This is a genomic window from Ilumatobacter sp. (assembly GCF_049588435.1).
Classification (GTDB): domain Bacteria; phylum Actinomycetota; class Acidimicrobiia; order Acidimicrobiales; family Ilumatobacteraceae; genus Ilumatobacter_A.
Genome location: NZ_JBAVYV010000236.1, coordinates 1 through 24,413, shown reverse-complemented (window position 1 = coordinate 24,413; position 24,413 = coordinate 1). Strand labels below are relative to the sequence as shown.

General features: G+C 66.6%; 21 protein-coding genes and 1 pseudogene. 18 read left to right on the top strand and 4 right to left on the bottom strand.

The features are described 5' to 3' along the window. The 3 genes from WBV89_RS09365 to WBV89_RS09355 all read left to right on the top strand — a co-directional run. Nucleotides 1–531 (top strand): maleylpyruvate isomerase N-terminal domain-containing protein (locus WBV89_RS09365; protein WP_423981071.1); only part of this gene is annotated, 531 nt, incomplete at its 5' end. A 57-nt stretch (nucleotides 532–588) separates the two neighbouring features. After that, entirely contained in the window at nucleotides 589–1,551 is a 963-nt protein-coding gene (locus tag WBV89_RS09360; protein WP_423981070.1) for a cation diffusion facilitator family transporter, read from the top strand. Further along, the gene (locus WBV89_RS09355) at nucleotides 1,548–2,465 is read left to right on the top strand and encodes a DMT family transporter (RefSeq protein WP_423981069.1); all 918 of its coding nucleotides are present in this window, start codon (nucleotides 1,548–1,550) and stop codon (nucleotides 2,463–2,465) included. Before WBV89_RS09360 ends, WBV89_RS09355 begins: the two co-directional genes overlap by 4 nt. Here WBV89_RS09355 and WBV89_RS09350 read toward each other — a convergent pair. Then, nucleotides 2,437–3,696, bottom strand: coding sequence for a cytochrome P450 (locus WBV89_RS09350; protein WP_423981068.1), 1,260 nt, complete (start codon nucleotides 3,694–3,696; stop codon nucleotides 2,437–2,439). The genes WBV89_RS09355 and WBV89_RS09350 overlap by 29 nt on opposite strands. A 37-nt stretch (nucleotides 3,697–3,733) precedes the next feature. Between WBV89_RS09350 and WBV89_RS09345 the strand changes: the two genes are divergently transcribed. After that, nucleotides 3,734–4,279 (top strand): N-acetyltransferase family protein, encoded by a 546-nt coding sequence (locus tag WBV89_RS09345; protein WP_423981067.1) that lies wholly within the window; start codon nucleotides 3,734–3,736, stop codon nucleotides 4,277–4,279. A gap of 52 nt (nucleotides 4,280–4,331) precedes the next feature. Continuing rightward, entirely contained in the window at nucleotides 4,332–5,168 is an 837-nt protein-coding gene (gene surE, locus WBV89_RS09340) for a 5'/3'-nucleotidase SurE (protein WP_423981066.1), read from the top strand. A 14-nt stretch (nucleotides 5,169–5,182) separates the two neighbouring features. Here surE and WBV89_RS09335 read toward each other — a convergent pair whose 3' ends face one another. Beyond that, nucleotides 5,183–6,667: a DUF3179 domain-containing (seleno)protein gene (locus WBV89_RS09335; protein ID WP_423981065.1), complete on the bottom strand. Its 1,485-nt coding sequence runs from the start codon at nucleotides 6,665–6,667 to the stop codon at nucleotides 5,183–5,185. Between the two features lie 121 nt (nucleotides 6,668–6,788). Here WBV89_RS09335 and msrB point away from each other — a divergent pair, with 121 nt between their 5' ends. After that, nucleotides 6,789–7,184, top strand: coding sequence for a peptide-methionine (R)-S-oxide reductase MsrB (msrB, locus tag WBV89_RS09330; RefSeq protein ID WP_423981064.1), 396 nt, complete (start codon nucleotides 6,789–6,791; stop codon nucleotides 7,182–7,184). Nucleotides 7,185–7,285: 101 nt separating this feature from the next. On the opposite strand, the gene WBV89_RS09325 is transcribed toward msrB, so the two are convergent. Next, nucleotides 7,286–7,774: a 5-formyltetrahydrofolate cyclo-ligase gene (locus tag WBV89_RS09325; RefSeq protein WP_423981063.1), complete on the bottom strand. Its 489-nt coding sequence runs from the start codon at nucleotides 7,772–7,774 to the stop codon at nucleotides 7,286–7,288. A gap of 25 nt (nucleotides 7,775–7,799) precedes the next feature. Between WBV89_RS09325 and WBV89_RS09320 the strand changes: the two genes are divergently transcribed. Beyond that, nucleotides 7,800–8,339, top strand: a complete 540-nt coding sequence (locus tag WBV89_RS09320; RefSeq protein ID WP_423981062.1) for a flavin reductase family protein — start codon at nucleotides 7,800–7,802, stop codon at nucleotides 8,337–8,339. 11 nt (nucleotides 8,340–8,350) lie between these two features. Beyond that, entirely contained in the window at nucleotides 8,351–8,725 is a 375-nt protein-coding gene (locus WBV89_RS09315) for a DUF3054 domain-containing protein (protein ID WP_423981061.1), read from the top strand. A gap of 86 nt (nucleotides 8,726–8,811) precedes the next feature. On the opposite strand, the gene WBV89_RS09310 is transcribed toward WBV89_RS09315, so the two are convergent. Continuing rightward, nucleotides 8,812–15,237, bottom strand: coding sequence for an alpha-2-macroglobulin family protein (locus tag WBV89_RS09310; RefSeq protein WP_423981060.1), 6,426 nt, complete (start codon nucleotides 15,235–15,237; stop codon nucleotides 8,812–8,814). Between the two features lie 190 nt (nucleotides 15,238–15,427). On the opposite strand from WBV89_RS09310, the gene WBV89_RS09305 reads away from it, so the two are divergent. The 10 genes and pseudogenes from WBV89_RS09305 to WBV89_RS09260 form a co-directional block, all read left to right on the top strand. Next, nucleotides 15,428–16,003 carry a 5' nucleotidase, NT5C type gene (locus WBV89_RS09305; protein WP_423981059.1) on the top strand — a complete coding sequence of 192 codons (576 nt, stop codon included), beginning with the start codon at nucleotides 15,428–15,430 and terminating at the stop codon, nucleotides 16,001–16,003. 180 nt (nucleotides 16,004–16,183) lie between these two features. Beyond that, nucleotides 16,184–17,362 (top strand): phosphate/phosphite/phosphonate ABC transporter substrate-binding protein, encoded by a 1,179-nt coding sequence (locus WBV89_RS09300; protein WP_423981058.1) that lies wholly within the window; start codon nucleotides 16,184–16,186, stop codon nucleotides 17,360–17,362. A 122-nt stretch (nucleotides 17,363–17,484) separates the two neighbouring features. After that, the gene (gene phnC, locus WBV89_RS09295) at nucleotides 17,485–18,261 is read left to right on the top strand and encodes a phosphonate ABC transporter ATP-binding protein (protein WP_423981057.1); all 777 of its coding nucleotides are present in this window, start codon (nucleotides 17,485–17,487) and stop codon (nucleotides 18,259–18,261) included. After that, nucleotides 18,258–19,103: a phosphonate ABC transporter, permease protein PhnE gene (gene phnE / locus WBV89_RS09290; protein WP_423981056.1), complete on the top strand. Its 846-nt coding sequence runs from the start codon at nucleotides 18,258–18,260 to the stop codon at nucleotides 19,101–19,103. Before phnC ends, phnE (WBV89_RS09290) begins: the two co-directional genes overlap by 4 nt. Then, nucleotides 19,100–20,014, top strand: coding sequence for a phosphonate ABC transporter, permease protein PhnE (gene phnE / locus WBV89_RS09285; protein WP_423981055.1), 915 nt, complete (start codon nucleotides 19,100–19,102; stop codon nucleotides 20,012–20,014). The genes phnE (WBV89_RS09290) and phnE (WBV89_RS09285) overlap by 4 nt, the downstream gene beginning before the upstream one ends. A gap of 34 nt (nucleotides 20,015–20,048) precedes the next feature. Then, entirely contained in the window at nucleotides 20,049–20,702 is a 654-nt protein-coding gene (locus WBV89_RS09280) for a 5' nucleotidase, NT5C type (RefSeq protein WP_423981054.1), read from the top strand. A gap of 73 nt (nucleotides 20,703–20,775) precedes the next feature. Continuing rightward, nucleotides 20,776–21,489 (top strand): spermidine synthase, encoded by a 714-nt coding sequence (locus WBV89_RS09275; protein ID WP_423981053.1) that lies wholly within the window; start codon nucleotides 20,776–20,778, stop codon nucleotides 21,487–21,489. Between the two features lie 137 nt (nucleotides 21,490–21,626). Then, nucleotides 21,627–22,691 (top strand): phosphotransferase family protein, encoded by a 1,065-nt coding sequence (locus tag WBV89_RS09270; protein ID WP_423981052.1) that lies wholly within the window; start codon nucleotides 21,627–21,629, stop codon nucleotides 22,689–22,691. Nucleotides 22,692–22,754: 63 nt separating this feature from the next. Next, on the top strand, nucleotides 22,755–24,110 hold the full coding sequence (locus WBV89_RS09265; protein ID WP_423981051.1) for a carotenoid oxygenase family protein: 1,356 nt from the start codon (nucleotides 22,755–22,757) through the stop codon (nucleotides 24,108–24,110). 108 nt (nucleotides 24,111–24,218) lie between these two features. Further along, nucleotides 24,219–24,413, top strand: a pseudogene (locus WBV89_RS09260) (hypothetical protein); the annotation flags it as partial.

Below are 24,413 nucleotides of genomic sequence, written 5' to 3'. Positions count from 1 at the left end.
GACAACGCCGCGCTCGGAGCGTGGATGCGGACCGGAGCGGACGCGCTCGCAACGGTGCTCGAATCGCTGCCCGCCGATGGTCCGACCTGGCATCCATTCTCGATCGAGCGGCAGGCGTGGGTCTGGTCGCGGCGCCAGATGATGGAGACAGCCGTCCACCGCTGGGATGCCGAGACTGCGGCGCTCGGTTCGTCCGACGTCGACAGCCGACTCGCCGCAACGGGCCTGGCCGAGTACTTCGAACTGGGGCTTCCGCGTGTCCTCCAGCGCGAACAGGTCGCCACACCGGCGACGAGCCTCCACGTGCACTGCACCGACGACGACCTCCCCACCGGATCGGGCGAGTGGATCGTCTGGAGCGAGGATGGCGAATATCAGCTCTCGGCGGAGCATCGAAAGGGCGATGCGGCGCTGCGCGGGAACGCAGCCGATCTGCTGCTCGTCCTGATGGGCCGCGCCGACCGGTCGACGCTCGACATCGTCGGCGACCGGGCCGCCGCTGCCGCCTGGCTCGACCTCCCCGGCTGGTGACCCGCCGTTACGTAACGGGTCTGACCCGTGACGTAACGCTCGGTAGAGTCAGCGCGCATGACCGACGGCAGCCGTAAAGCGGTCCTCGCTGCGATGGCAGCGAACGCCGGGATCGCGATCGCCAAGTTCGTCGGCTTCCTCCTCACCGCGTCGGCAAGCCTGCTCGCGGAGGCGGTGCACTCGCTGGCCGACACAGGTAACCAGGCCCTCCTGTTGCTCGGGGGCAAGCGCGCCCGCAAGGCGGCCACGGAACAACACCCGTTCGGGTACGGCCGCGAGCGGTACTTCTGGGCCTTCGCCGTCGCTCTCGTCCTGTTCTCGCTCGGCGGCATGTTCGCCCTGTACGAGGGCATCCAGAAGTTCCGGGACCCGCACGAGATCGAGAGCCTGCCGATCGCGATCGGCATCCTGGTGTTCGCGATCCTCCTCGAGTCGTACTCGCTGCGCACGGCGGTCAAGGAAGCCCGACACGTCAAACCGCAATCTGTCAGCTGGTGGAAGTTCATCCGCACCACCAAGCAGCCCGAGCTTCCGGTCGTCCTGCTCGAGGACGTCGGTGCCGAGGTCGGCCTGTTCCTCGCTCTCGGTGGCGTCATGATGGCGCAGTTCACCGAGGACCCACGGTGGGATGCGGTCGGATCGATCTCGATCGGCATCCTCCTGATCGTCATCGCGGTCTTCCTGATCATCGAGATGAAAGGTCTCCTGATCGGTGAGGCCGCTGGCGAGAAGGACCGCACGGCGATCATCGGCGCGATCGAATCGAGCGCGAACGTCGACCGCCTGATCCACATGCGCACCGAGCACATCGGACCGGACGAAGTCCTCGTCGGAGCGAAGATCGAGTACTCCTCGAGCCTGGACGCCGACCAGCTGGTCGCCGCCATCAACGCGACCGAGGACGCGATCCGCGCCGCCGCGCCGACCGTCACGGTGATCTATCTCGAACCCGACATCCTCCGGGCCGACCATCCCGACCTCCACGCTGATCTCACCGACGATTCCGACCGGTCGCATTGAGCGAGTCGAACTCGCGGGTCGGACTGATCGCGATGGTGGCCGCCGTCGTCGCGTTCTCCTTGTCGACGCCGATCGTCAAGTGGGCCGCCGTCACCGGCGTGGTCATCGCGTTCTGGCGGATGTGGATGTCGGTCGCGACGTGGTGGGGCTACCTGCTGGTCACGAAACGGGAGCGCCCCAGTCGGCAGATGTGGAAGCTGGTCGCTCCCGCCGGGCTCTTCTTCGGGCTGAACATCTCGTTGCTGTTCACCGCGGTGACCAAGACCAGCATCGCCCACACCGAGTTCATCGCGACGATGACACCGCTGCTCGTCGTTCCGATCGGCGCGTACGTGTTCCACGAACGTCCGAACTGGTCGGCGCTGCGGTTCGGTCTGATCTCGATCGTCGGCGTCGCGATGGTGCTGTTCTTCGGCGAGGCGAGTGGCACGGCATCGCTCGGCGGCGACCTGATCATGTTGCTCGTCCTCGGCTCGTGGACCAGCTACCTGATCTTCACCAAGCGTGCCCGCGCCGCCGGTGTCGACACCGTGTCGTTCATGGCGTGCATGATGCCGGTCGGGCTGATCACGGCCGTTCCGATGGCCGTCATCCTCGCCGGCGACGAGATCTTCGCGATGCCCGCACGGGGCTGGGCCGTCGCGGCCGGGCTCGCGATCCTCACCGGGATGATCGCCCACGGGTGCGTCGCGTTCGCCCAACAACACCTCCCGATCGCGACGATCACGATCATGCAGACGGCGCAGCCGGCGCTCGCCGTGGCCTTCGCGTTCGTGATCCTCGGCGAGACGGTACGTCCGCTTCAGATCGTGGGAATGGTGCTCGTGCTCGTCGGGATCACCGCGTTCACGCTGGTGAGTCAGCGGCGCGTCCCACCCCCGACGCTCACGAACGCGCTCGGAACCCGATCTTGAGTTCCTTCAACGCGCGGAGGAAGTAGTTCGGGGCGATCGTGAGATCGGTGTCGTCGAGGAACCACATCTCGTCGATCCGTTGGACCAGCGCGGTGAACCCCAGCAGCAGTTCACGTCGGGCGAGTGGTGCCCCGAGGCAGAAGTGGGTGCCGAATCCGAACGAGACGTGCTTCTTCGCGTCGGCGCGTTCGAGGTCGAATCGGGCGGGAGCATCGAACACCCGGTCGTCACGGTTCGCTGCGGAGTAGCCGATCAGCAGCATCGAGCCGGCGGGGATCTGCACGCCGTGGAGCTCGACGTCGACCGCCGCGGTTCGCATCAGACGCTGCACTGGCGATTCGAGGCGCAGCACCTCCTCGACCAGCACCGGGAGATACGTGTCGGGATCGCTGCGCAGGATCTCCCACTGGTCCGGGTGTTCGATCAGCAGTCGCACACCACCGGACAGCGCGTTGGTCGTCGTCTCGGAACCACCGACGAACGTGTCGGCCATCATCTCGGCGTGCAGCTCCTCGTCGTTCAGGCACCGTCCCCATTCGGGGATCTCGGTGTTGACCAGGTCGGAGAGCAGCGTGTCGTCGGGCTGCTCGCGGAGCCGCTCGAAGATCGGCTGGAAGTAGTGCTGTGCCTCGATCTCCATCTCGGTCGACCAGATCACCTCCTCGGAGGTCTGCATCAACCCGAGGCGTTGCACCCACGCATCGGTCCACCCCTTGATCTTCCAGATGTCGACGGGGTCGGCACCCATCTGCATCCCGATGACGATCAGCGGGAGCGGGACCGCGAACTGCTGGACCCAGTCGCACTCACCGGCGTCGATGAAGTCGTCGATCAGCTGGTGCGCGAGCCCGTCGATCTGCGGTTCGAGCGCCCGCAACTTCTTCGGGCGGAACGCGTGGTCGAAGAGGCGCCGCATCTCCTTGTGGTTGGGGTCGTCGCGCCCGGCGAGTGTGCGCGCCGGGAGCCAGCCCTTCTCCTCGTACAGCGCCTGCACGTCGGGGCGCATCGCGTTGCGCCGCTTGGAGTTGTTGAACCGTTCGGTGTCGCGCAGCACGGCGAGGACGTCCTCGTGGCGGGTGATCACCCAGGCTTTCAGCCGCTCGTCGAACCACACCGGCGCCTCGTCGCGCAGCGCACGGTACGCGTGGTACGGACAGTCGTTGATCGCCGGATCGAAGAAGTCGACCTCGTCGAGCGACATCGAGTCGTCGACAGCTCGTTGATCAGCCATCGCCGAATGGTCGCAGGTCTGGCACACTGGCGGCGACATGAAGACCGAGATCCGCGCTGCCACCGACGACGATGTCGACCGGATCACCGACATCTTCAACCAGGCGATCCCGGCCGGTGATGCGGAGTGGACCGAGACGCTGCACACGGTCGACGAGCGACTCGATTGGATGCGCGGCCGGCGCGCATCGGGACGCCCCGTGATCGTCGCGGAGGAGTACGCCGACGACGATGACAGCGACGAACGTCAGGTCGTCGGCGTGGCGAGCTACGGCGACTTCCGCGAGAGCACCTGTCGGGAAGGTTTCCGGTTCGTATGCGAACACTCGGTCTACGTCGATCGCGACGCTCAGGGCACCGGCAACGCCTCCAAGCTGATGGATGAACTCGAGTCGCTCGCGCGGGCCAACGGTCTGAAGCGCATGGTGGCGACGATCGACGCGTTCAACGTGCGGTCGATCGCGTTCCATCTCCGACGGGGCTTCGTCGAGGTCGGTCGGATGCCCGACATCGGGTTCACGTTCGACACCTGGCGCACCATGGTGTTGCTCCAACTCGATCTCGACCAACCGAACTCCGGGTGAACATCCGGGGTCGGCTGATGGGATCGCCGAAACCTCCTGCGAAGATGAGTCCATGCGCATCCTGGTGACGAACGACGACGGAATCGACTCGATCGGCCTCCATGTCCTCGTCCGAGCGATCTGCACGCTCGACGGTGATCACGAGGTGGTCGTCGTCGCTCCCGATCGAGAGTTCTCCGGTGCCGGGGCCGCCCTCGGGGCGCTCCACCTGCTCCAACCCGAGATCATCAAGTCGTCGATTCCGGATTGCGACGCCGAGACGTGGACCGTCAACGGTCCGCCCGCACTGTGCGTGATGTTCGCCCGGCTCAAGGCGTTCGGTGACGCACCGTTCGATCTGATCGTGTCCGGAATCAACCCCGGGGCGAACGTCGGGCGAGCCGTGTACCACTCGGGCACGGTCGGCGCGACGCTCACCGGCCGCAACGGCCACGTGTCGGGGATCGCCATCAGTCAGGCGGTGTCCGGGATGGGCGTCGAAGGCCAGGCGTGGGACGACATGATCCAGGACATCCACTGGGAGACCGCCGCCGAGGTCGCACGATCGGTCGCCCAGGCGCTGGTCGACGACATGCCATCGGAGGCCGTGGTCGTCAACCTCAACGTCCCCGATCTGCCGCTCGACGAGATCCGCGGCTGGAAGCACGGGCGGGTCGGAGTGCAGCCGCCGCGCTCGGTGGCGGCGGTCGATCTCACACCGATCGAGGGTCGCGACAATGCGTTCAAGGCCGTGATGAGTTGGGGTGAGAAGCTCGACCTCGATCCCGAGACCGACGGCGGACTCGTCGAGGAGGGATACGTCTCGATCAGCTATCTCACACGACTCGAACACGAGGACCGGCCCGACGTCGCACACGCCGACAAGGCCGTCGAAGCGCTGCTGTCCTGACCCGTCATCAGGTGTCAGGCACCCGATGACCACAGCAGGGTCTCGGGATGGAACTGACTCCAGGCGAACCAGAACGCTTCGTGGGCCGCGAGTTCGTCACCGGTTGTCGCGTCGACTGCGACGAGGCCGTCGCCGGATTCACGGAGCTCGACGCCGTTCAGTTCGACCGACTCGCCGGCATTGAACGCTGCGCTCGCGTCCTCGGACGGGAAAGCGATCGGCGTTCCGTCGTCCGCGATCACACCGACCACGAACTCCTGCACGCCGAGGCGGTCGTCAGCTTCACCGATCGGGAAGATCGGGCCGTCGTCGTCCCGCCTGCCGAGCGGATCGAGCTCGTAACTCCGACCGATCCCACCGTCCTGGGCGATGATCCGGGTGTCGGGGTGCTCGCGTTTCCACTCCGACCAGGTCGAGCGCACCACGGTTGTCTCGTCGAGGACCACGCCCTGATCGAGGAGCGGACCGGAGACCGCTGCGCCGGTGAACGTGTCGAACACCGAATCCGACACGAGGTCGTACATCACCTTGTTCGATCGACTCAACAGGCCCGATGTCCGCATCACGAGTTCGGCGTCGGGTCGGTCGGTGATGAACGCCTGCGCCGACCCGCACAGTGTGCAATACGGGATGGCGAGTCGCTCGTCGCCCAGGGTCAGGTTGAACATCTCGTGGATCTCGGCGATGTTCAGCGGGATAGCGAGCGCCTCACCGACGCTGACGATGCCGAACACGGTGCGGTCGTCGGGATACCAGTCTCCACCGGCCGCGTCGGTGGTCTCGGGGTCGTCGAGCGCCGGGATGCACCCGCCGCGACAGGGGTCCGGGTCGTCGAGCGGGCGGTCGTCGACGAGCACGCCGCCCCAACTGAGATGACGCCAGTCGATCGTCGCGTCGGCGTCGTCGAAGAACGGTGACCAGGCGGGCTCGACCTGGGTGAAGATGCCACCCTTGTCCTCCCGGTAGCCGGCGTACGCAGGGGTGTCCCAGGCGATCAGGTGGTTGGTCACGCTCAGCCATTGGCCCTGTTGCAGGTCGGGATCGGCAGCGATCGATCGGCCGGTGAGTGACTCGAAGCTGTCGACGAGTTGTTCTCCGTCCGCACCTCGGAAGAACCGGAGAAGGTCCGAGACGAACCAGGCATATCGCGCGTCGCCGGTCGCCGTCAGTTCATCGACAGCGGCCGTGTCGAGCGCGCCCGCGTTGATGCCCCGGACGATCCGGTCGACCGCGGCGTCGGCGGCGGGGTTGGACTCGTCTTCCGCAGGTGACGCAGGCGGTGGTGGGAACAGGTAGCTGGCCGCTGAGACGGCGCCGCCATGGGCGATCGTCTCGTCGCCGGACGCGGACCGCTCGTTGTCGGTCGAGTCGTCGGGAGCGGTGTCGTCAGGGGTCGCGACGACGACGTCATCACCCGACCCGGTGCCGTCACCCGACGAGCTGCACGCGGCCAGCGCGAGCGTCCCGACCACGGCGAGTCCGGCGAGGCGATGCGTCATGTGGCGAGGGTAGGAACGCCCGTGGATCGAGATGCGAACGACGGGCGCAACAACTCCGAAACACCGGTCGGGATCATCGGACACATGTGCAGAACGCCGACGAATGGGGCAGTATCAGGACATGGCCGACACCACCGTTCCCACCGACGCCGAGCTCCGTGAACGTTTGACGAAGCTCCAATACGACGTGACCCAGAATTCCGGCACCGAACGTGCCTTCAGCGGTGCATACCACGACACGAAGGACCCGGGCGTGTACCACTGCATCGTGTGCGACACGGCCCTGTTCTCGTCCGAGACGAAGTACGACTCGGGCTCGGGTTGGCCGTCGTTCTACGAGGCGATCGACCCCGCACTGGTCACGCTCGAGCACGATCATTCGCACGGCATGGTCCGCACGGAAGCGATCTGTGCCACGTGCGGCGCCCACCTCGGCCACGTCTTCCCCGACGGTCCCCAGCCGACCGGTGACCGATTCTGCATGAACTCCGCCTCACTCGATCTCCAACCCGAGTGACCCGCGCGGTGAGCGAGCCGTCACGCTGGCAGTTCGCTCACCACCTTGTGGGACCGGAGCAGGCTCGCATCACCGTGTCGCGTCGACACTCGCCGGGACGGTCAGAGCGGCCAGATCGGTCCGTTCTCGGTGACGATGCAGTCGAGCAGCACGTCGTGGTCCTCGATGGGCACGACATCGACGAGTTGCACATCGAAGCCGACGCCGATCGTGAATGCGTCAGCCCGGCGGTCCGGCAGGAATCGGTCGTACCAACCGCCGCCCTGGCCGAGGCGTTCGCCGCGGACACCGAATGCCGTCCCCGGGACCACGATCACGTCCGGCCACGTTGCATCGACACCGTCTTCCGGCACCGCGGTCGCGACGCCCCGTTCCCCCGCCCAGGCCACGAGATCCACGAGATCGACCTCCCCGACGACAGCGTCGTAGAACATCAACCGGTCGGCGGCGATCACAGCGTCGAGGACGGTCAGATGCTCGACGATGCGCTGCGAACGTGCCGCTCGATCGGGCAACTCCCGGCGGACCGACCGCATCCGGGCCCGGAGATCGCTCTTCGAGGCAGCGAGAACCTCGTTGGCGTCCTCCATCGGATCGCAGCGTACAGTTCGACGAATGAGTGAGCAGACGAACGATTCCGAGCACGACACGGCATTCGACTCCGACCACTTCCGGACCGTGCTGGGTCACTTCCCCACCGGTGTCACGGTGGTCTCGGGACTTGCGGAGGACGGCACTCCCCACGGTTTCACGATCGGTTCGTTCACGTCGGTCTCGCTCGATCCACCGCTCGTCGGATTTCTCCCTCAGCTCGACTCGGCGACGTGGCAGGCGATGGCATCGTCCGGAAGCTTCTGCGTGAACGTGCTCTCGAACAAGCAGAGCGACCTGTGCTGGAAGTTCGCCAAGTCCGGCAACGACGACAGCCGATTCGACGACGTCGACTGGCACGCGGCTCCATCGGGTTCACCGGTCCTCGACCGCGCCGTGGCCTGGATCGACTGCACCGTCGAGTCGGTGTACGACATGGGCGACCATCACTTCGTGCTCGGCGCGGTCACAGCTCTCGACGCCGACGCCGACCACAACGGGTTGCCGCCCGAGCCGCTGCTCTTCTTCAAGGGCACGCTCGGCGGGTTCGCGGCCGAGGGGTGAGCAGCGCAACGATGAGTGATTCGACCAACCGCCTGGCGATTGCGGCCGGGCTCGACACCGCGATCGTCGTCGCCTTCGTGGCGATCGGCCGAAACAACCACGACGAGGATCCGGGCATCGCCGGCCTCGCTGCGACGGCTGCCCCGTTCGTCATCGGACTGGCGGTCGGATGGCTCGTCACGAGGGCATGGGACAACCCGTTGGCACTGCGAACCGGGCTGATCATCTGGCCGGTGACGGTAGTCGTCGGCATGCTCGTTCGACGTCTGCTGGGCGACGGAACGGCGTTCTCCTTCGTCATCGTCGCGACCGTGTTCCTCGGTGTCACGCTGCTCGGGTGGCGCGCACTCCGCAAGCTGATCGTCACCAGACGCCACATCATCTGACCCCGCCACGCCCAGCCCACGTGTGAGATGTGAGACGACCTGTCGGTCTCACATCTCACCGCAACGGGGCGATCCGGGGCCGGGGGTCAGTCGGTGACGGTGACGGTCGTGCCGGCGCTGCGTCCGAACACCTCGGGGGCGAAGATCTCCTCGGCACGGGCCGGCGGAACCACGAACTCGCCGGGCGTCGTCGCCCGGGCGATGTAGGTGTATTCGTAGGTCCCGCCCGGCAGCCAGCCGGCGAACGCCTCGGCCCGATCGTCGCGGAGGTTCTGGTGGTCGAACCAGCGCCAGAACCACGGCCCCGACGATGCCGCCGGTCCATCGACCACGACATCCCCCTCCGAAAGTGATGGGTCGACGTCGGGAACGGTCTGCGAGGTCGCGAGCGCCGGGTTGACCGGTTCGAGGCCTGCAGGCAACGGGTCGAGCAGGGCGACGTGGGTGCGCTGCGCGTCGGCGACCATCGTCAGCCGCACCCGCACGGTCGCTCCCGCGGCGATCTCCCACGACCCGTCGTCGTTGCGCACCACATCGCTCGGATCGTCGACCGCCTCGTAGACGCGATCGACGACGAATCCCTCGTCGCGGGCGTCGAGGGTGAGATCGTCGGGGGCGGAGCGGAGTCCGAGGCGGTAGTAGAGGCGGCCGTCGCCGTCCTTCGCCATCACCAGATCGGTGTCGCCCTCCGAGATCAATTCGGTCATCGGCACCGTCGTCGACGACGTGTCGGTCGACCGGCCGACGAACGCCGATTCGACGGCGTACGTGTCACCGAGCCATGCCCGGGCGACGAAGTCGGGATCGACCGACTCGAACGTGTCGAAGTAGGAGTTGAGCGCGAGCAGGATGAACGAGTTCTCCTGAGCGTTGTTCCACCGGCCCTCGGTCTGATGGCCGAGAAGACCGGTGACGACCTTCGGGATCAGATCGGTGTCCGGCGACTCGCTCACGAGGGCGCCGAGGACGACGCCGTCCGTGCGGCGGTCGGAATGCGCGATCAGGTAGGCGTCCTCGCCGTAGTCGGTCGCGAAGCTCGCCGCTCCTGCGGTCTCGACGGCGGAGTTGGTGATCGTCCGCTCGATCTCGGATCGCGTGTCGGCATCGTCGATCACGGTCCAGAGTTGGGCGATCGAGTCGAGTTGCAGCGAGTCGTCCGCGCCATCTCGGTAGAGAGCGAGCGCCTTGGCAGGATCGGAATCACCCGCGAGATTGCGCACGTACAGCGCATACGCGCTGATCGCGTCGCGGGTCTCGTCGGAGTAGGCCGCACCGGAGCGTCCCGTCGGGATGAAGTCCTCGATCGAGCGGAGGTGGCCGAGTCCGGCCTCCAGCGCACCCTGGTCGACGGCGTAGCCGTTCTGTTGCGCGAGCACCAGCGCATGGGTCGCCTGCACCGACACCCACGGGTCGGACGGCCGGCCCCGCTGCCAGTACGGGAACCCGCCGTCGTCGTTCTGGAGTGCCTCGAGCTTCGTGATGTCGGACGCGACACTCGCGTCGAGTTCGGCGGGTTCGGGGAGTCCCTCGGCATCGAACGCGTCGAGGACATCACGCAGCGCGGCGACCGCCATGATCCGCGATGCGTATCCGTCGGCCGAGTCGTAGCGGTAGTCGTAGAGGTACAGGACGGCATCGGTGAGTGCCTGCAGTGCCGTCGACGACGTCGCGATCTCGAGCCCACCGAAACCGGGAATCACGCCCTCGGGGGCGAGGATCGGCTGCGCGATCGGATCGCCGGTGTCCAGCACGCCGTACGTGGCGAATGCCTCGGCGGTCGCCGGCGTGTACACGGGGAGGTCGACCTCAGCGGCGTCCACGAACTCGCCGCCGACCGATGCCACACGGAAACGGGCTGTCCCGACATCGACCGCTGATGCGGGGAATCGCACCTCGACACGATCGTTGGCCGGAACGCTCACCCGGCGACCCGATCCGTCGGTCAGATCGAGGTTTGCGGTCTCGAGCGCGACGTCCACGTCGATCGGGACGTCGGTCTGGTTCTGGACCACGATGGGCAGCTCGAATCGATCACCGAAGTTCAGGAACCTCGGTGCCGATGGGCGAACGCTGACCGGAAGGAGCGCGGTGATCACCGACTCGTCCGAACCGAAACGATCGACGCCGTCGACGGCAATCGCCATCACCCGATACCGGGTGAGGCTGTCGGGCAGGTCCACGACGACCGACACCGAGCCGTCGGCGTCGGTCCGCTCGTCGGGAGCGAAGACCGCAAGGGCATCGAAGTCCACGCGCACGTCGATCGGCGCGTTCGGTGCCTCGCCGACGCTTCCACCCTCGGCCGGGACGGTGTCGGCGGTCGCCGCAGAGTCGGCGACCTCGACGCTGGCTGCGTCCTCGCTGTCGAATTCCGCCGACCCTTCCTCCATCGCCTCCATCTCATCGGTGACGGGCACGGTCGTGGCGGCATCCCCCGCGGCTCGGCCACCCTCACCGAACACCTCGGGATTCGCGAGGATGATCGAGTCGCGGAGCAGCTGTGGTTCGAGCTGACTGAACAGGGGTTGGTAGAAGGTCTCGAGCGGGTCCGCGAGCTCGTATCCACTCAGGGACAGCACCGCTTCGTCGACGACGACCACCGCGACCCCGGCGTCGGACACCGGTGCACCGTCGGGATCGGCGACCGACACCGTGACGGTGGTGCGCTCGCCCGGCTGGACCCGGTCGGAGGCCGGAACGGCGTCGACGGCGAGCGTGCGGGTGACCGGCGGGATGTCGAGGTCGATCTGCGCGGATGCGTACGCCGGCTGCTGGGGAGCATCGGGAAGCGGCGTCCCGTCATCGGCGACGCGTTCGTCGGCGCCGACCATGTCGACGCGGACGCCCAGCGAGGGAACATCGTCGTCCTCGATCGGAATGGTGAGCACCGCGCTGCCGTCGGGAGCATCGAACGCCTCCACGGACTCGATTCCCGCCCGGGTCACCGTGAGTAGTCCCGATGCCGGACTGAACGGCGCCTGGACCAGCAACTCGGCGGACTCGCCGGGAGTATGGAACTCGGTGTCCGGCACGATCACGACCTCGCCCTGCGTGAGGCCACGTGATGGCCGCGCCACACCCCCGCTCACCCACTGGGTGAGCACGGCACGGTTCGACCGGCCATCGTCGTCGGTGACCGTTGCCGTGATCTCGTACTGGCCGCCGACATCGGTGTCGAACTCGCAGCGCATCGATTCGTCCGTCCCGTCGCTGGTCGGGTCGTTGGTGACGGTGTCGGTCGAGGTGACCGAGCAGGTCCGCTCGTCGACGAGTTCCTCGACGTACCGGCCGTTCTCGAACGTCCCCTCCAACCGACCGGCACTGACTGCGACCTCGCGTCCGGCGACCGGGTCGCCGTCGACGTCCACGACGGTGACGTCGATGACCATCGGGTCGCCCTGCTCGACGAATCCGCGATCGCTGCGCACGCCGACGTAGTACTGGGCCGGGTGCACGATCAGATCGGTGCGCGACGCGATCGCCTGCCGGTTGACGTCGAACACCGTGGCCTCGGCGGTGACCGCCGTCGGCTGATCGACCGGCTCGACGGTGTCGTCGCCATCATCGTCGGGTTCGTCGCCATCTGACGTGTCGCTCGGGCCCGGAATGTCGTCGAAGTCGATCTGCAACAGGTGCGTCCCGCCGGCATCGGTCCGACCGATGTACGTCTGATACCGAGGGTCCTCGAAGCCGGGGCCGCAATCGATGCACGGCTCGAAGAACGGTTCGTCCCCGACGAAGTCGGCCGCGAATCCGCCGCCGAACCACCACGGCGTCCACACCCCGAAAGAGAACTCGTCCCAGCCCGGCGGGTCGTAGGACGTGGTGTTCGCCGTGACGAGCCACTCCACCTCGGCGTCACCGAGTGGACCGCCGGCGAAGTACTCGGCATCCACCGCGATCGTGGCGGGGTCCTGGACGTAGTAGGGAGCGGGAGATTCGGCCCGAGCGGTCACCTCGTACTCGGGGGTCCGGAAGTCCTGGATCTGGAACTCGTGACCGAACCCGGACGGCACCTGTCTGGCCTCGTCGCCGCCGGCCGAGCCGACCAGCCCGAGATCGACGAACGCGGGGCCGGTGTTGGCTCCCTCCGGCAGGTCGATCGCGATGTTGAACCCACCGAGCGCGTTGACCTCGACCGAACCGGTCGCGAGTTCGCTCCCCTGCGCGTCGTACGCCGAGTAGGTCACCGTGGGCGAACCGTCGAGGAACTCGAGTTGGGCGTCGTCCGCGGTGATGTTTCGGATGAGGCCGGTCATCCGGACGGTTTCACCTGGCCGGTAGATCCCGCGATCGTCGATCACGTACCAGCGACTCTGCGCCCCGCGCTCGGACGGCTCCCATCCGTTGAACCATTGCGACGGAGCCAGCACCGTGCGATCACCCGCGGTCGCGACGAGGCCGTCGATTGGTTCGGTGAGCGGGATCCGGACGATTCCGCCCGCATCGGTCGCGATCGGTTCTGTGTGCTCGCCTCCGCCGATCACCTCGATGTCGGCATCGGCGATCGGTTCGCCGGTGCGGAGGTCGGTGACCCAGACGAGCAGCTCGTCCTCGGCGATGAACACGTCCGCGGCGATGTCCGCCTGCTGCACCCAGGTCGTGATCGGCTGGTTGGACCAGTAGTCGTCACTCGTCGGGTCGACGGCCGGGTCCGGTTCGACCTGGAGCACGATCGGCCCACCGGACTCGGCGAACGCATCGGTCAGGTCGACGAACGTCTCGGCCGCGGTGTCGGAATCCGCCTCGACGTCGATCGTCGTGTCGAGCACGACCGGCCAGCCCGGATCGGCCGGACGGGTGTCGGAGTACGTCGAGTCGAGATAGGTGCGGAACTCCGCATATTCGGCCGGCTGGACCTGCCAGGCCGTGACGGAGAGCCGATCGTGGTTGACCGACGAGTAGGCGATGCCCGGCGAATCGGCGAACGGATCGGTCGTGACGAACGGGCGATCCGGACCGACGAGGAACGGACGGGCGTCGCCGACGCCGAAGTCGGTCGTGTACTCGTCGCCGAGCGTCTGACCGAACACGTCGACGACCTCGGGTGCGAGCGTGACGGTGTAGGTCGTGTTGCCCGACGTCGCCCCGCTGATCCAGATCGTCGAGTCGAACTGCTCGGCCCGCAATCCGGGGACGGCCGGGTCGACGTTGATCCACGACGGGTCGAAGGCATCACCGTCGAGCGGGTTCGTGAACGTGATCTCGAACGACGCGAACGGCGGACAGGTGTCGAAGCAATCGGTGCGCTCGACGGCGAGCGGCGGAAAGGTCCGCCCGGAAGCAGAGAACGCGTCGGTGCTGGTCAGTGGGCCCTCGAGCGACGGGAGACGGGGTCCGATCTCGATGTCGATGGCCGTGTCCGCGGCGAGCTCGGCGGAGGGGACGAAGGCGATGGCACGTTCGTCGAGTGCTGCGTCGAACGCCACCCGCGCCTGGGTGTCGGCGTCGAGTTCGGCGTCGGTGGCGAGGCGCACGTCGGTGACGTCGCCGGCGGCGAAGTCGATCAGGTCGACGACCGACTCGGCGTCCACCCGCTGGTCGAACGTCGCGACGAAGACCGGGTCGAGCCGTGTCGATTCACCGAGACCCGACAGATCGGTCACGGTGACGGCGGGCGTCGAGAATTCGAACGTCACGTCGTCGGCGAGGACCGCACCGTTCGCCGACTCGGTTCCGGCCGGGACCGTGACCGTGTAGTCGGTCGACGCCGGGAGGCGATCGAGTCCATCGTTCCCGATGGCGGTGTCGGACGTGTCGCTGTTCGGCGTCACTTCGAAGCGGAGCGTGCGGGTGCCGATCCACCTCCAACGACCGTCGATTCCGGCGGTGTCGGCGATGTCGGGGGTGATCGTCACGGGGACGTCGACGGTCTCGAGTTGGTCGAGCGTGGCCACCTCGATCATCGGCTCGTCGAACGTGATCGCGATGAACGGAGCGACGTCGACATCACCTTCGGGCTGGAAACGGAGGACCTCGAGATCACCGTCGGTCGGAGTGTCCGCCACGTCGGGAGCATCGGGTGTTTCGGGATCTGCGGGGAACGGGCCGTCGACCGTGTCGCCGACGACCGGCGGCTGCAACGATTCCGCCGGTCGATTGAACTCGACGACGTCGTTCGCGGGCACGCCCCACTCGGGGAGTCGATCGAGGACCGCTGCGACCTCGTCGTCGGTCAGCGGGATCCCGTCGACCACGGCGACCGCGTCCGACGCTCCCGCCACAGCGGTGCCCTCGCTGAGACGCAACCCGAGCGACGCTTCGCTGATCGTCGTCGCCGCCGCTGCACCGACCGGTCCGACACCCGACCCCGGCTGGTCCGATCCGGCCGACGAGTTCGAGTTCGAGTCGGACGGTGTGTTCGTCGCGCCCTCGGCGGTGGTGGTCGGGGCCGTGTCGTCACCGCCCGAACATGCTGCGACCGTGACCGCTGCCGCCGCGAGCAACGCCACCCACCGCGTGGGCCGGGTCGATCGCGTCGATCGTGCTGTCGCTCGCCGATTGATCTGCATCTGTGGTCCCCCTCCACCGAGCCGCTCGGTGTCGTCACGCTACGAGTCCGTCTCACGGGTTGGACGTTCGCCACAGCGATCCGGTTCCCACTCTCACGGTTCGACGAAAGCCGGCGGGGCGCACGGAGATGTCACTCCACGGCACAGCGCCGGATGTCACCGTTGTCGGTTCTCGGTAGGTTCCGACGGGATGAGAACTCGTGGGCTCCGACTGGGAATCGACCTCGACGGCGTCGTCGCGGACTTCAACGCCGGATGGATCAAGCTGCACCGCGAGGAGTTCGGCAGCGAACTCCACCCGTCGATGGTGCAGACCTGGGACGGTCTCGCCGAGCTCGGAGGGTTCGACGACATGCGCGCCTTCTGGGCGTGGGCGAAGGGCAGCGACCTGCGACCATCGATCTTCCGCCATCTCGAGCCGTATCCGACGGCGCTCGACACGCTGCATCGCCTGCGCACGGACGGCCACTCGATCGTCGTCATCACCACCAAACCCGAGTGGGCGGTGACCGACACGTTCCGTTGGCTGGCCGACAACCGGCTCCCCACCCGCGAGGTCCACATCGCCGACGTGAAGTCCACGGTCGAGTGCGACATGTATCTCGACGACTCGCCACACGTGCTGCCGGACCTGATCGAGAACCGCCCGAACGCCACGGTCTGCCGCTTCGTTCGCCCGTGGAACCATCCGCTGGACGGCGCCTCGGACGTCGACAGTTGGGCCACCTTTCACGCTCTCGTCACGCAACGCTCATCGAAGTCTTGACGCCGGTTCGACGCGAGCGACTAGCGTTCGTCTCGTATCCCGAGTGTCACGCTGGGCTGATCGTTGGGCTGATCATGTCGGCGCGTCGGAAACGGGTGCACCACACCGCACGAGCATCGACGGCAGCGTGAACTGACGACGGTGACGTGCTCCATCCAGCAGACAACGGAAAGCGTGAACATGAACCGACGACACCTGGTCGCATTCGGAGCCGTGGGGGCACTCGCCCTCGCCGCCTGCGGAAGTGACTCCACCGACAGCTCGGCCGACGAAGCCGAAACCGACACCACCGAAGCGGTCGAGGAGGCCGAAACCGACGTCACCGAGGCAGTCGACGAAGCCGAGACCGAAGACACCGAGGCGATGGAAGAGGCCGAAACCGACACCACCGAAGCGATGGAGGAGGCCGAAACCGAGTCCACGGAGGCAATGGAGGAGGAAGGCGCCACAGCCGACGTTCCGGAGGACTGGCCCGACGAGATCACCTTCACGCTGACGCCGTCGCAGGAGACCGGCGGTCTGATCGAAACCGCACAGCCGTTGGCCGACATGCTCTCGGACGAACTCGGCATCTCGGTCAAGGCGCTGGTCCCCACCGACTACGCCGGCGTGATCGTCGCCCTCGAATCAGGCCAGGCGCAGGTCGCCGGTGGCCTCGGGCCGCGCCAGATGGTGCAGGCCGAGGAGCAGGCGGGTGCCGACCTGGTTCTCCAGGCCGAGCGCTTCGGTTCGCTGCTCTACGTGACGCAGTGGTTCACCAACGATCCCGACACCTTCTGCGCGGATGAGCCGGTCGCCGACGACGAGGGATACCTCTTCTGCAACGGCGTGCTCGAAGCCGACGGCGATGCATCGCTCGGACCGATCGGGCAGGACGAGCTCAGCAAGCTCGAGGGGCAGACGGTGGCATTCGTGGACCAGGGATCGACCTCGGGCTACGCCATCCCCGCCCTGCAGCTCTCCGAGGCCGGAGTCGATCCGATCGACGGCATCGACGCGCTGTTCGCCGGTGGACACGACACCGCGGTACAGGCCGTGTACGACGGTGACGCAACGGTCGGCGTGTCGTTCAACGATGCCCGCGGCCAGCTCATCGAGCAGGTGCCCGACGTCGGCGAGAAGGTCGTCGTGTTCGGTTGGTCCGGCCCGATCCCGAACGACGGCTTCGCCGTCGCCGGTGATCTTCCTGAGACACTGGTCGATGCGATCAGCGGTGCATTCGTCACGATCGCAGGATCCGACGAAGGCGCTGCGGTTCTCGACGAGCTGTACGAGATCGACAACCTGGTCCCGGTGAACTCCGCCGACTACGACGTCATCCGTGACCTCGAGGCGCAGCTCGGCGACATCCTCGAGTGATCTCACACTGAACATGCTGTTGCGGGGACGCCACCACGATCGGTGGCGTCCCCCAACGGCTTGTCGAATGGCGTGATCGACCGGGATGATCGACATGTCGTGCCAATGAAACGAGAACCTGAGTGATTCGATTTTCCAACGCCACGGTGACCTATCCGGGCGGCGTACGAGCCATGCGCGACCTCGATCTCACGATCGAGCCCGGTGAGTTCGTCGTGATCGTCGGCCTGTCCGGCGCCGGCAAGTCCACCCTGATCCGCGCGGTGAACGGGCTGGTCCCGCTCACCTCGGGGGGCCTCGAGGTCAACGGCCGTGACGTGACGGCACTGGGACGCGCGGGGATGCGCGACCTGCGCTCCGAGGTCGGGATGATCTTCCAGGGGTTCAACCTCGTCGACCGCACCACCGTGCTCAAGAACGTCCTGATGGGGCGGCTCCACCAGTCCGCCACCTGGCGCACGATGCTCGGGATGTATTCCAAGAGCGACATCGACGTCGCCGCGCGCGCACTCGACCGCGTCGAGATCATCGACAAGGCCTACGTGCGCGCATCCAACCTCTCCGGCGGCCAGCGTCAACGCGTCGGCATCGCCCGCGCACTCGCGCAGGAGCCGTCGATCATCCTCGCCGACGAACCAGTCGCATCACTCGACCCGCCCACGAGCCATGTCGTGATGCGTTACCTCCAACAGATCGGGCGCGAGCTCGGCATCACCGTGATCGTCAACCTCCACTTCCTCGATCTCGCGACGGCGTATGCCGACCGGATCATCGGGCTGCGCGACGGCGTGCTCGTGTTCGACGGCCCCGGAAGCGACTGCGACGCGAACGTGTTCGAGAGCATCTACGGCCGGAGCCTCACCGCCGACGACACGATGGCCAAGCAGGCTGCCCTGTGACGTCGGGTCCGCTCGGCGCGACCTCGACCGAGCACCACTCCCAGAATCCGGTCGGTCGACAGCAGCTTCCGGCCAAACCCGGACCGACCCCGTTCGCCATCGGCACGACGATCGGGGCGATCGTGCTCACGGTCGTCACCGCGCGGGCCGTCGGATTCTCGTTCGACGGACTGATCGAGAACCTCGGACGTCCGAACTCGGTGGTCGAGGGCCTGCTGCACCCCGACTGGAGCCAGGTCTGGTCCCCGCGATCCCGGGCGGCATTCATCGAGACCCTGCAACTCGCGGTGCTGGGCACCGTGACGGGCGCCTTCGCCGCACTCCCGCTGGCCCTCTGGTCGACGAAGATCGGCAATCCGAACATCGTTCTGCGCTCGATCGTGCGCGTCTTCAACAACATCGTGCGCGCGATCCCCGACCTGCTGTGGGCGTTGATCTTCGTCTCAGCGGTCGGGATCGGCGCGCTGAGCGGTCTGCTCGCGCTGTTCTTCTTCTCGCTCGCGGTCACCACCAAGCTCACGTCCGACGTCCTCGACGGAATCGATCCCGGCCCGATCGAAGCCGCCGATGCGTCCGGTGCCGGGCTGACCCAGATGCTGCGGACCGCCGTCGTGCCGCAGATCCTGCCGAGCTATTCGTCGTTCGTGCTCTACAACTTCGAGTTGAACCTGCGCGCATCCGCCGTCATCGGCCTCGTCGGTGCGGGCGGCATCGGCCAGCGCATCGAGTTCTTCCGGTCGCGTGGCGAGTGGGAACAGATGTGGGGCCTCGTCGTGATGTTCTTCCTCGTCGTGATGATCATCGAGGCCTTCTCGGTGATGCTCCGTCGGAGACTGGTGTGAGCCCCGCCGCGACCCAGGGCGCTCCCGTCCGCTCGACCGATTTGTCGGCGCGAGATCGACCGATCCTCCCGCGACCGCCGCGCAACGTCTTCAAGTGGGTGACCACCGCGATCATCACGGTGGTCGTGTTGTGGTCGCTCTTCGGTCTCGACGCCAAGTGGTCCCGCCTCCTCGACGCGCCGGCCGACCTGTACACCCTCTTCAAGCTGATGTTCTCGCAGATGGAAGCGGCCGAGATCCGGCCGCTGATCGGCAAGATGTGGGAGTCGATCTCGATCGCCTGGATGGGCACGCTGATCGCTGCGATCTTCGCCGTTCCGATCTCCTTCCTCGCCGCCGAGAACCTGGTCGGGCGACCCGTGTCCTGGGTCGTCCGACAAGTGCTCAACCTGCTGCGCGCGATCCCCGAGATCATCATCGCCTTGGCATTCATCCCGGTCTTCGGCCTGACACCCATGGCGGGTGTCCTGGCGATCGGGGTCGGTTCGATCGGCACGCTCGGCAAGTTGTTCTACGAGATCATCGAGGGGATCGAGCCCGGGCCGATCGAGGCGACCGACGCGGTCGGGGCATCCCGGTCGCAACGGCTCCGCTGGGGCGTGATCCCCCAGGTGACGCCGGAGTTGACGTCCTTCATCCTGTATCGCTTCGAGGTCAACATCCGCGCCTCGGCGGTGCTCGGCGTGCTCGGCATCGGCGGGATCGGCACCGATCTCGCTCAGGCGATCCAGTTCAAGGACTGGGGCAAGGCCGGGGTGGGCTTGATCATCATCGTGATCGGCACGATCACGGTCGACACCATCTCGGGAATGGTGCGCCGACGGATCGTCCGCGGTCCGGGCGCATCGAGCGTGACGGGATCCGTCGATGCCGCCGAGGCCGAGCTGATCGCACAGTCGGTGATCGACTGATGATCGAGATGACGAGCGGAGCGGTGATCGGCTGATGGCGGCACGCTCGCCCGACCAGTTCATCCTCGGCGTCGACCTCGACGGTGTCGTCGCCGACCACACGCGCCGCTTCCGCGACATCCTCGCCGACATCCGTGGGGTCGATCCCGAGACGTACCCGCTCGAACGGTCGTGGGATTTCGGTGAGTGGGATCTCGGGCCCGATGAGTACGCCGACTACCACCGGGTCGCGGTGATGGAACACGACATGTTCCGCACGATGGAGATGATCGACGGAGCGGCCGATGCGTTGTGGCGGCTGTCGGACGCGGGGGTGTGGATCAGGATCATCACCCATCGGCTGTACGTGCACTGGGGTCATGAGAAGGCCGTGGCCGACACCGCCGGCTGGCTCGACGCGAAACGCATCCCGTATCGCGACCTCTGTTTCCTCGGGGCGAAACCCCAGGCCGAGGCCCACGCCTACATCGACGACGCCCCGCACAACGTCGAGGAGCTCCGGTCGTACGGCAACACGGTGATCGTGTTCGACCAGCCGTACAACCAGGGGATCGAGGGGCCGCGAGCGCACGATTGGACCGAGGTCGAGGCGATCGTGTCCGATCTCGCCACCGCGCGCGTCGGACGATTCGAGTCGCAGCTCCCCGGGATCGACGCCGGATCCGACCGCATCGAACGCCACCGCTGACGTATCAACTGGGGTCAGACCCCAGTTGATACACGCGCAAACCACGAAGGAACCCGATGCGAAACGACATCACGTGAGCCGGTTGTTCGAGGAACTCGATCGGCAGATGACCTCGATCGGCGAGATCAGTCTGCGCCGGCGGCTCGAGCCGACGTTGCAGATCGATGTGTTCGAGGTGAAGATCGGCGAGGACGGCCTGATGTCGAGCCTGATCACCGACGGGGAGGAAGCCGTGTCGACGCTCGGTCTGGCCGCAACGTCGAACGAGCCGCTCGACGTGGTCGTCGGCGGGCTCGGTCTCGGATACACCGCCCGCACGGCACTCGACGATCCTCGCGTGCGTTCGTTGCGGGTGGTCGACGCGTTGGAGCCGGTCATCGATTGGCACCGACGACATCTCGTCCCGCTCGGCGAGTCACTCGCGACCGACGTCCGATGCGAGTTCGTCCACGGCAACTTCTTCGAACTCGCGGCATCCGGGTTGGCCTTCGGCGGTGACGCTCCGACGACGTTCGATGCCGTGCTGGTCGACATCGACCATGCCCCGCGGCACCTCCTCGATCCGACGAACGCGGCCTTCTACGAGCCGGCGGGGATGGTTCGACTCGCCGGGTGCCTGCGCGCCGGAGGCGTGTTCACGTTGTGGTCGAACGACCCACCGGACGACGAGTTCGTCGCAATCCTCTCCGACGCGTTCGACGACGCGCGAGCGGAGGTGGTCACGTTTCCGAATGTGCTCACCGGGGTGCCGACGAGCAGCACGATCTACGTCGCCACGCTCGACTGACGCCGTCCTCGCCCACCCGCGCCGCCGTTCTCGTGAACTGTTCGCGCACGGAGCGCCGGACAAGTTCACGAGATCGGATGCTGGGACGAGTCGTCTCCGGTAGCGGCTGGGTGTGACGGACGCCATACCGTGCCGACATGGTCGAAGTCCCACGAGAACTGAACGACGTGAGCGCCGCATGGCTCGCACACCAAATCGGCGCCGAGATCGATGCGGTCGAGGTGACCCAGATCGGCGAGGGATCCGGCTTCATGGGCCAGCTCGCACGGGTCACGATCTCCTCCGATGATCCGGCCGTGCCGTCCTCGGTGATCGTCAAGCTGCCGACGATCGACCCGGGTGCCCGAGCGATCGGCGACATGATGGGTGTCTGGGAACGCGAGCACCACTTCTACGGTGACGTCGCTCCGTCGGTGGACATCCGCATCCCGAACGCGCTGGTCAACATCGCCGATCCACCGTGCCTCGTCCTCGAGGATCTCGCCCCCGGAGTCGTCGGCGACCACGTTGCCGGCGCCACCCTCGATCAGGCCGAACGCGCCATCGACACGATCGCTCGGCACCACGCGACGTGGTTCGAGGATCCACGGCTCCGGACATTCGACTGGCTGCCCGGCTTGGACGATCCGTCGATTCTCACCCTGCAGGACACGTTCGCGATCGGGTGGCCACTCTTCCTCGAACGATACGAGGACACCCTTCCCGCTCGCTGCCTGCGCTGGTGTGAGCAGTTCGTTCCCGGCATCCCGCAGTGGATCGAACGACACTACGACGACCCGGTCACGCTCATCCACGGCGACTTCCGACTCGACAACCTGCTCTTCTACGACGACGGTTCGGTCGGGGTGATCGACTGGCAGCTGTGCATGCGCGCACCGGGCCAGACCGACATCGTCTACTTCTGCGCCAACAACCTCGACATCGAGACCCGTGAACTCCACGACATCGCGTTGATCGAACGCTACGTCGCCGGACTGCACGCCCACGGCGTCCCGGCGGACAAGGTGACGCTGGAGGCCGTCCGCCACGGCTATCTCGAAGGGCTCGTCTTCTACGCGGTGTCGTTCGGCGCGAGTCTGCTCACGATCGACCCCGCAAACGAACGCGGAACCGCCCTCTTCGATGCGCTCGTTCGCCGGACATTCGCCGCTCTGGATCACCATTCCGCGGGCCTCGCACTGGGGTACGACGATGTCGATTGAGCGTCCCGACGAGAAATGTACTCCGGGTAGATTTCGCCGCGAAGCCCATGTTACGGTCGTCACATGACGGCCATCGAAGAAGAACTTCCACAGCACCTCACGGGCAACTGGGCTCCGGTTCAGGACGAGCGAACGATCACCGATCTGGTGGTCACGGGCACGATCCCACCCGAACTCGACGGGCGCTATCTGCGCAACGGCGCCAACCCGATCACGGGCCAGAGCGACCATCCGTTCCTGGGCGACGGAATGATCCACGGCGTCCGTCTGCGTGACGGCGACGCCGAGTGGTATCGCAACCGGTACGTGCAGACCCCGTTCGTGGCCGATCCCGACCGCGAGGTCATCGACATGGCCGCGAGCCTGACCGACATGGCGTCGTCCAAGGCGAACACCAGCATCTTCGGTCATGCCGGAAAGATCCTGGCGCTCGAGGAGGGCCACTTCCCCTACGTGCTCGACGGCAACCTGGACACCGTCGGACCGACCGACTACGACGGCCGCCTCACGGGACCGTTCACCGCCCACCCCAAGATCTGCCCCGACACCGGTGAGATGCTCGCGTTCGGGTATTCGATGATGGAGCCCTACCTCACCTACCTCCGGGTGTCGGCCGACGGCACCCTCGAGCAGGTCGAGAACATCACCGTCGGCGGTCCGACGATGATGCACGATTTCAACGTCACGCGGAACCACGCGATCTTCATGGATCTCCCCGCCGTGTTCGATCTCGAGCTCGCCATGAAGGGCGAGATGCCGATTCGCTGGAGCGACGACTACGCGGCCCGCCTCGGCGTGATGCCCCGCACCGGCAACGACTCGCAGGTCACGTGGTACGACATCGACCCGTGCTACGTGTTCCACCCGATGAACGCCTACGAAGACGGCGCGAAGATCGTCATCGACGTCGCTCGCCTGAGCCACATCTGGCGCGACGGGCCGATGGACTTCCCCGAGCCCGCACTGCACCGCTGGACGATCGACACCGACAGCGGAAAAGTCACCGACGACCAGATCGACGACACCCCCGCCGAATTCCCGCGGGTCGCCGATGCGAACGTCGGCATCAAGCACCGCTACGGCTACATGATGGCCAACGCCGCCGCCAAGGCCTTCGAGGAACCGCTCACCGCCAACGGCTCGATCCTGAAGTACGACCTCGAGTCCGGCGCCCAGAGCAACATCGACGTCGGCAAGGGCCGGCTTCCCGGTGAGTCGTCCTTCGTGCCGCGCGCCGACGCGGTCAACGAGGACGATGGCTACCTGATGACGTACGTCTTCGACGCCAACACCGAGTCGAGCGAGTTCGCCATCTACGATGCGGCGACCATGGACAACGAGCCGGTCGCGACCGTCGCGCTGCCCCGGGTCCCGTTCGGTTTCCACGGCAACTGGGTGCCGGCGGCCGTCGCTGACTGATCGGGGATCGGTCACCGTCGGACCCTGCGCCCCGACGCACGAAATCACAGTTCACGCAACACACACGCGGGTCCGTCACCGACGGGCCCGCCGACAAATGGGGGAAACATGTTCCGTTCGAATCCACGCACGACTTCCGGTCACCGTCGCCGACACGCGACGGTTGCCGGCCTGACCGCGATCGCCCTGGTGGCCGCATCGTGTTCCAGTAGCGACGGCGACTCGTCGTCGACGGAAGCACCCGCCGACAGCGAAGCCTCTGCCGAGACGGAGGCACCCGCCGACACCGAAGCACCCGCGGAC

Excerpts from the sequence above, each read along its gene's own strand:
- WBV89_RS09360 (WP_423981070.1), top strand. The coding sequence starts at position 589 with ATGACCGACGGCAGCCGTAAAGCGGTCCTCGCTGCGATGGCAGCGAAC.
- WBV89_RS09350 (WP_423981068.1), bottom strand. The coding sequence starts at position 3,696 with ATGGCTGATCAACGAGCTGTCGACGACTCGATGTCGCTCGACGAGGTC.
- WBV89_RS09345 (WP_423981067.1), top strand. The coding sequence starts at position 3,734 with ATGAAGACCGAGATCCGCGCTGCCACCGACGACGATGTCGACCGGATC.
- surE (WP_423981066.1), top strand. The coding sequence starts at position 4,332 with ATGCGCATCCTGGTGACGAACGACGACGGAATCGACTCGATCGGCCTC.
- WBV89_RS09335 (WP_423981065.1), bottom strand. The coding sequence starts at position 6,667 with ATGACGCATCGCCTCGCCGGACTCGCCGTGGTCGGGACGCTCGCGCTG.
- msrB (WP_423981064.1), top strand. The coding sequence starts at position 6,789 with ATGGCCGACACCACCGTTCCCACCGACGCCGAGCTCCGTGAACGTTTG.
- WBV89_RS09325 (WP_423981063.1), bottom strand. The coding sequence starts at position 7,774 with ATGGAGGACGCCAACGAGGTTCTCGCTGCCTCGAAGAGCGATCTCCGG.
- WBV89_RS09320 (WP_423981062.1), top strand. The coding sequence starts at position 7,800 with ATGAGTGAGCAGACGAACGATTCCGAGCACGACACGGCATTCGACTCC.
- WBV89_RS09315 (WP_423981061.1), top strand. The coding sequence starts at position 8,351 with ATGAGTGATTCGACCAACCGCCTGGCGATTGCGGCCGGGCTCGACACC.
- WBV89_RS09310 (WP_423981060.1), bottom strand. The coding sequence starts at position 15,237 with ATGCAGATCAATCGGCGAGCGACAGCACGATCGACGCGATCGACCCGG.
- WBV89_RS09305 (WP_423981059.1), top strand. The coding sequence starts at position 15,428 with ATGAGAACTCGTGGGCTCCGACTGGGAATCGACCTCGACGGCGTCGTC.
- WBV89_RS09300 (WP_423981058.1), top strand. The coding sequence starts at position 16,184 with ATGAACCGACGACACCTGGTCGCATTCGGAGCCGTGGGGGCACTCGCC.
- WBV89_RS09280 (WP_423981054.1), top strand. The coding sequence starts at position 20,049 with ATGGCGGCACGCTCGCCCGACCAGTTCATCCTCGGCGTCGACCTCGAC.
- WBV89_RS09270 (WP_423981052.1), top strand. The coding sequence starts at position 21,627 with ATGGTCGAAGTCCCACGAGAACTGAACGACGTGAGCGCCGCATGGCTC.
- WBV89_RS09265 (WP_423981051.1), top strand. The coding sequence starts at position 22,755 with ATGACGGCCATCGAAGAAGAACTTCCACAGCACCTCACGGGCAACTGG.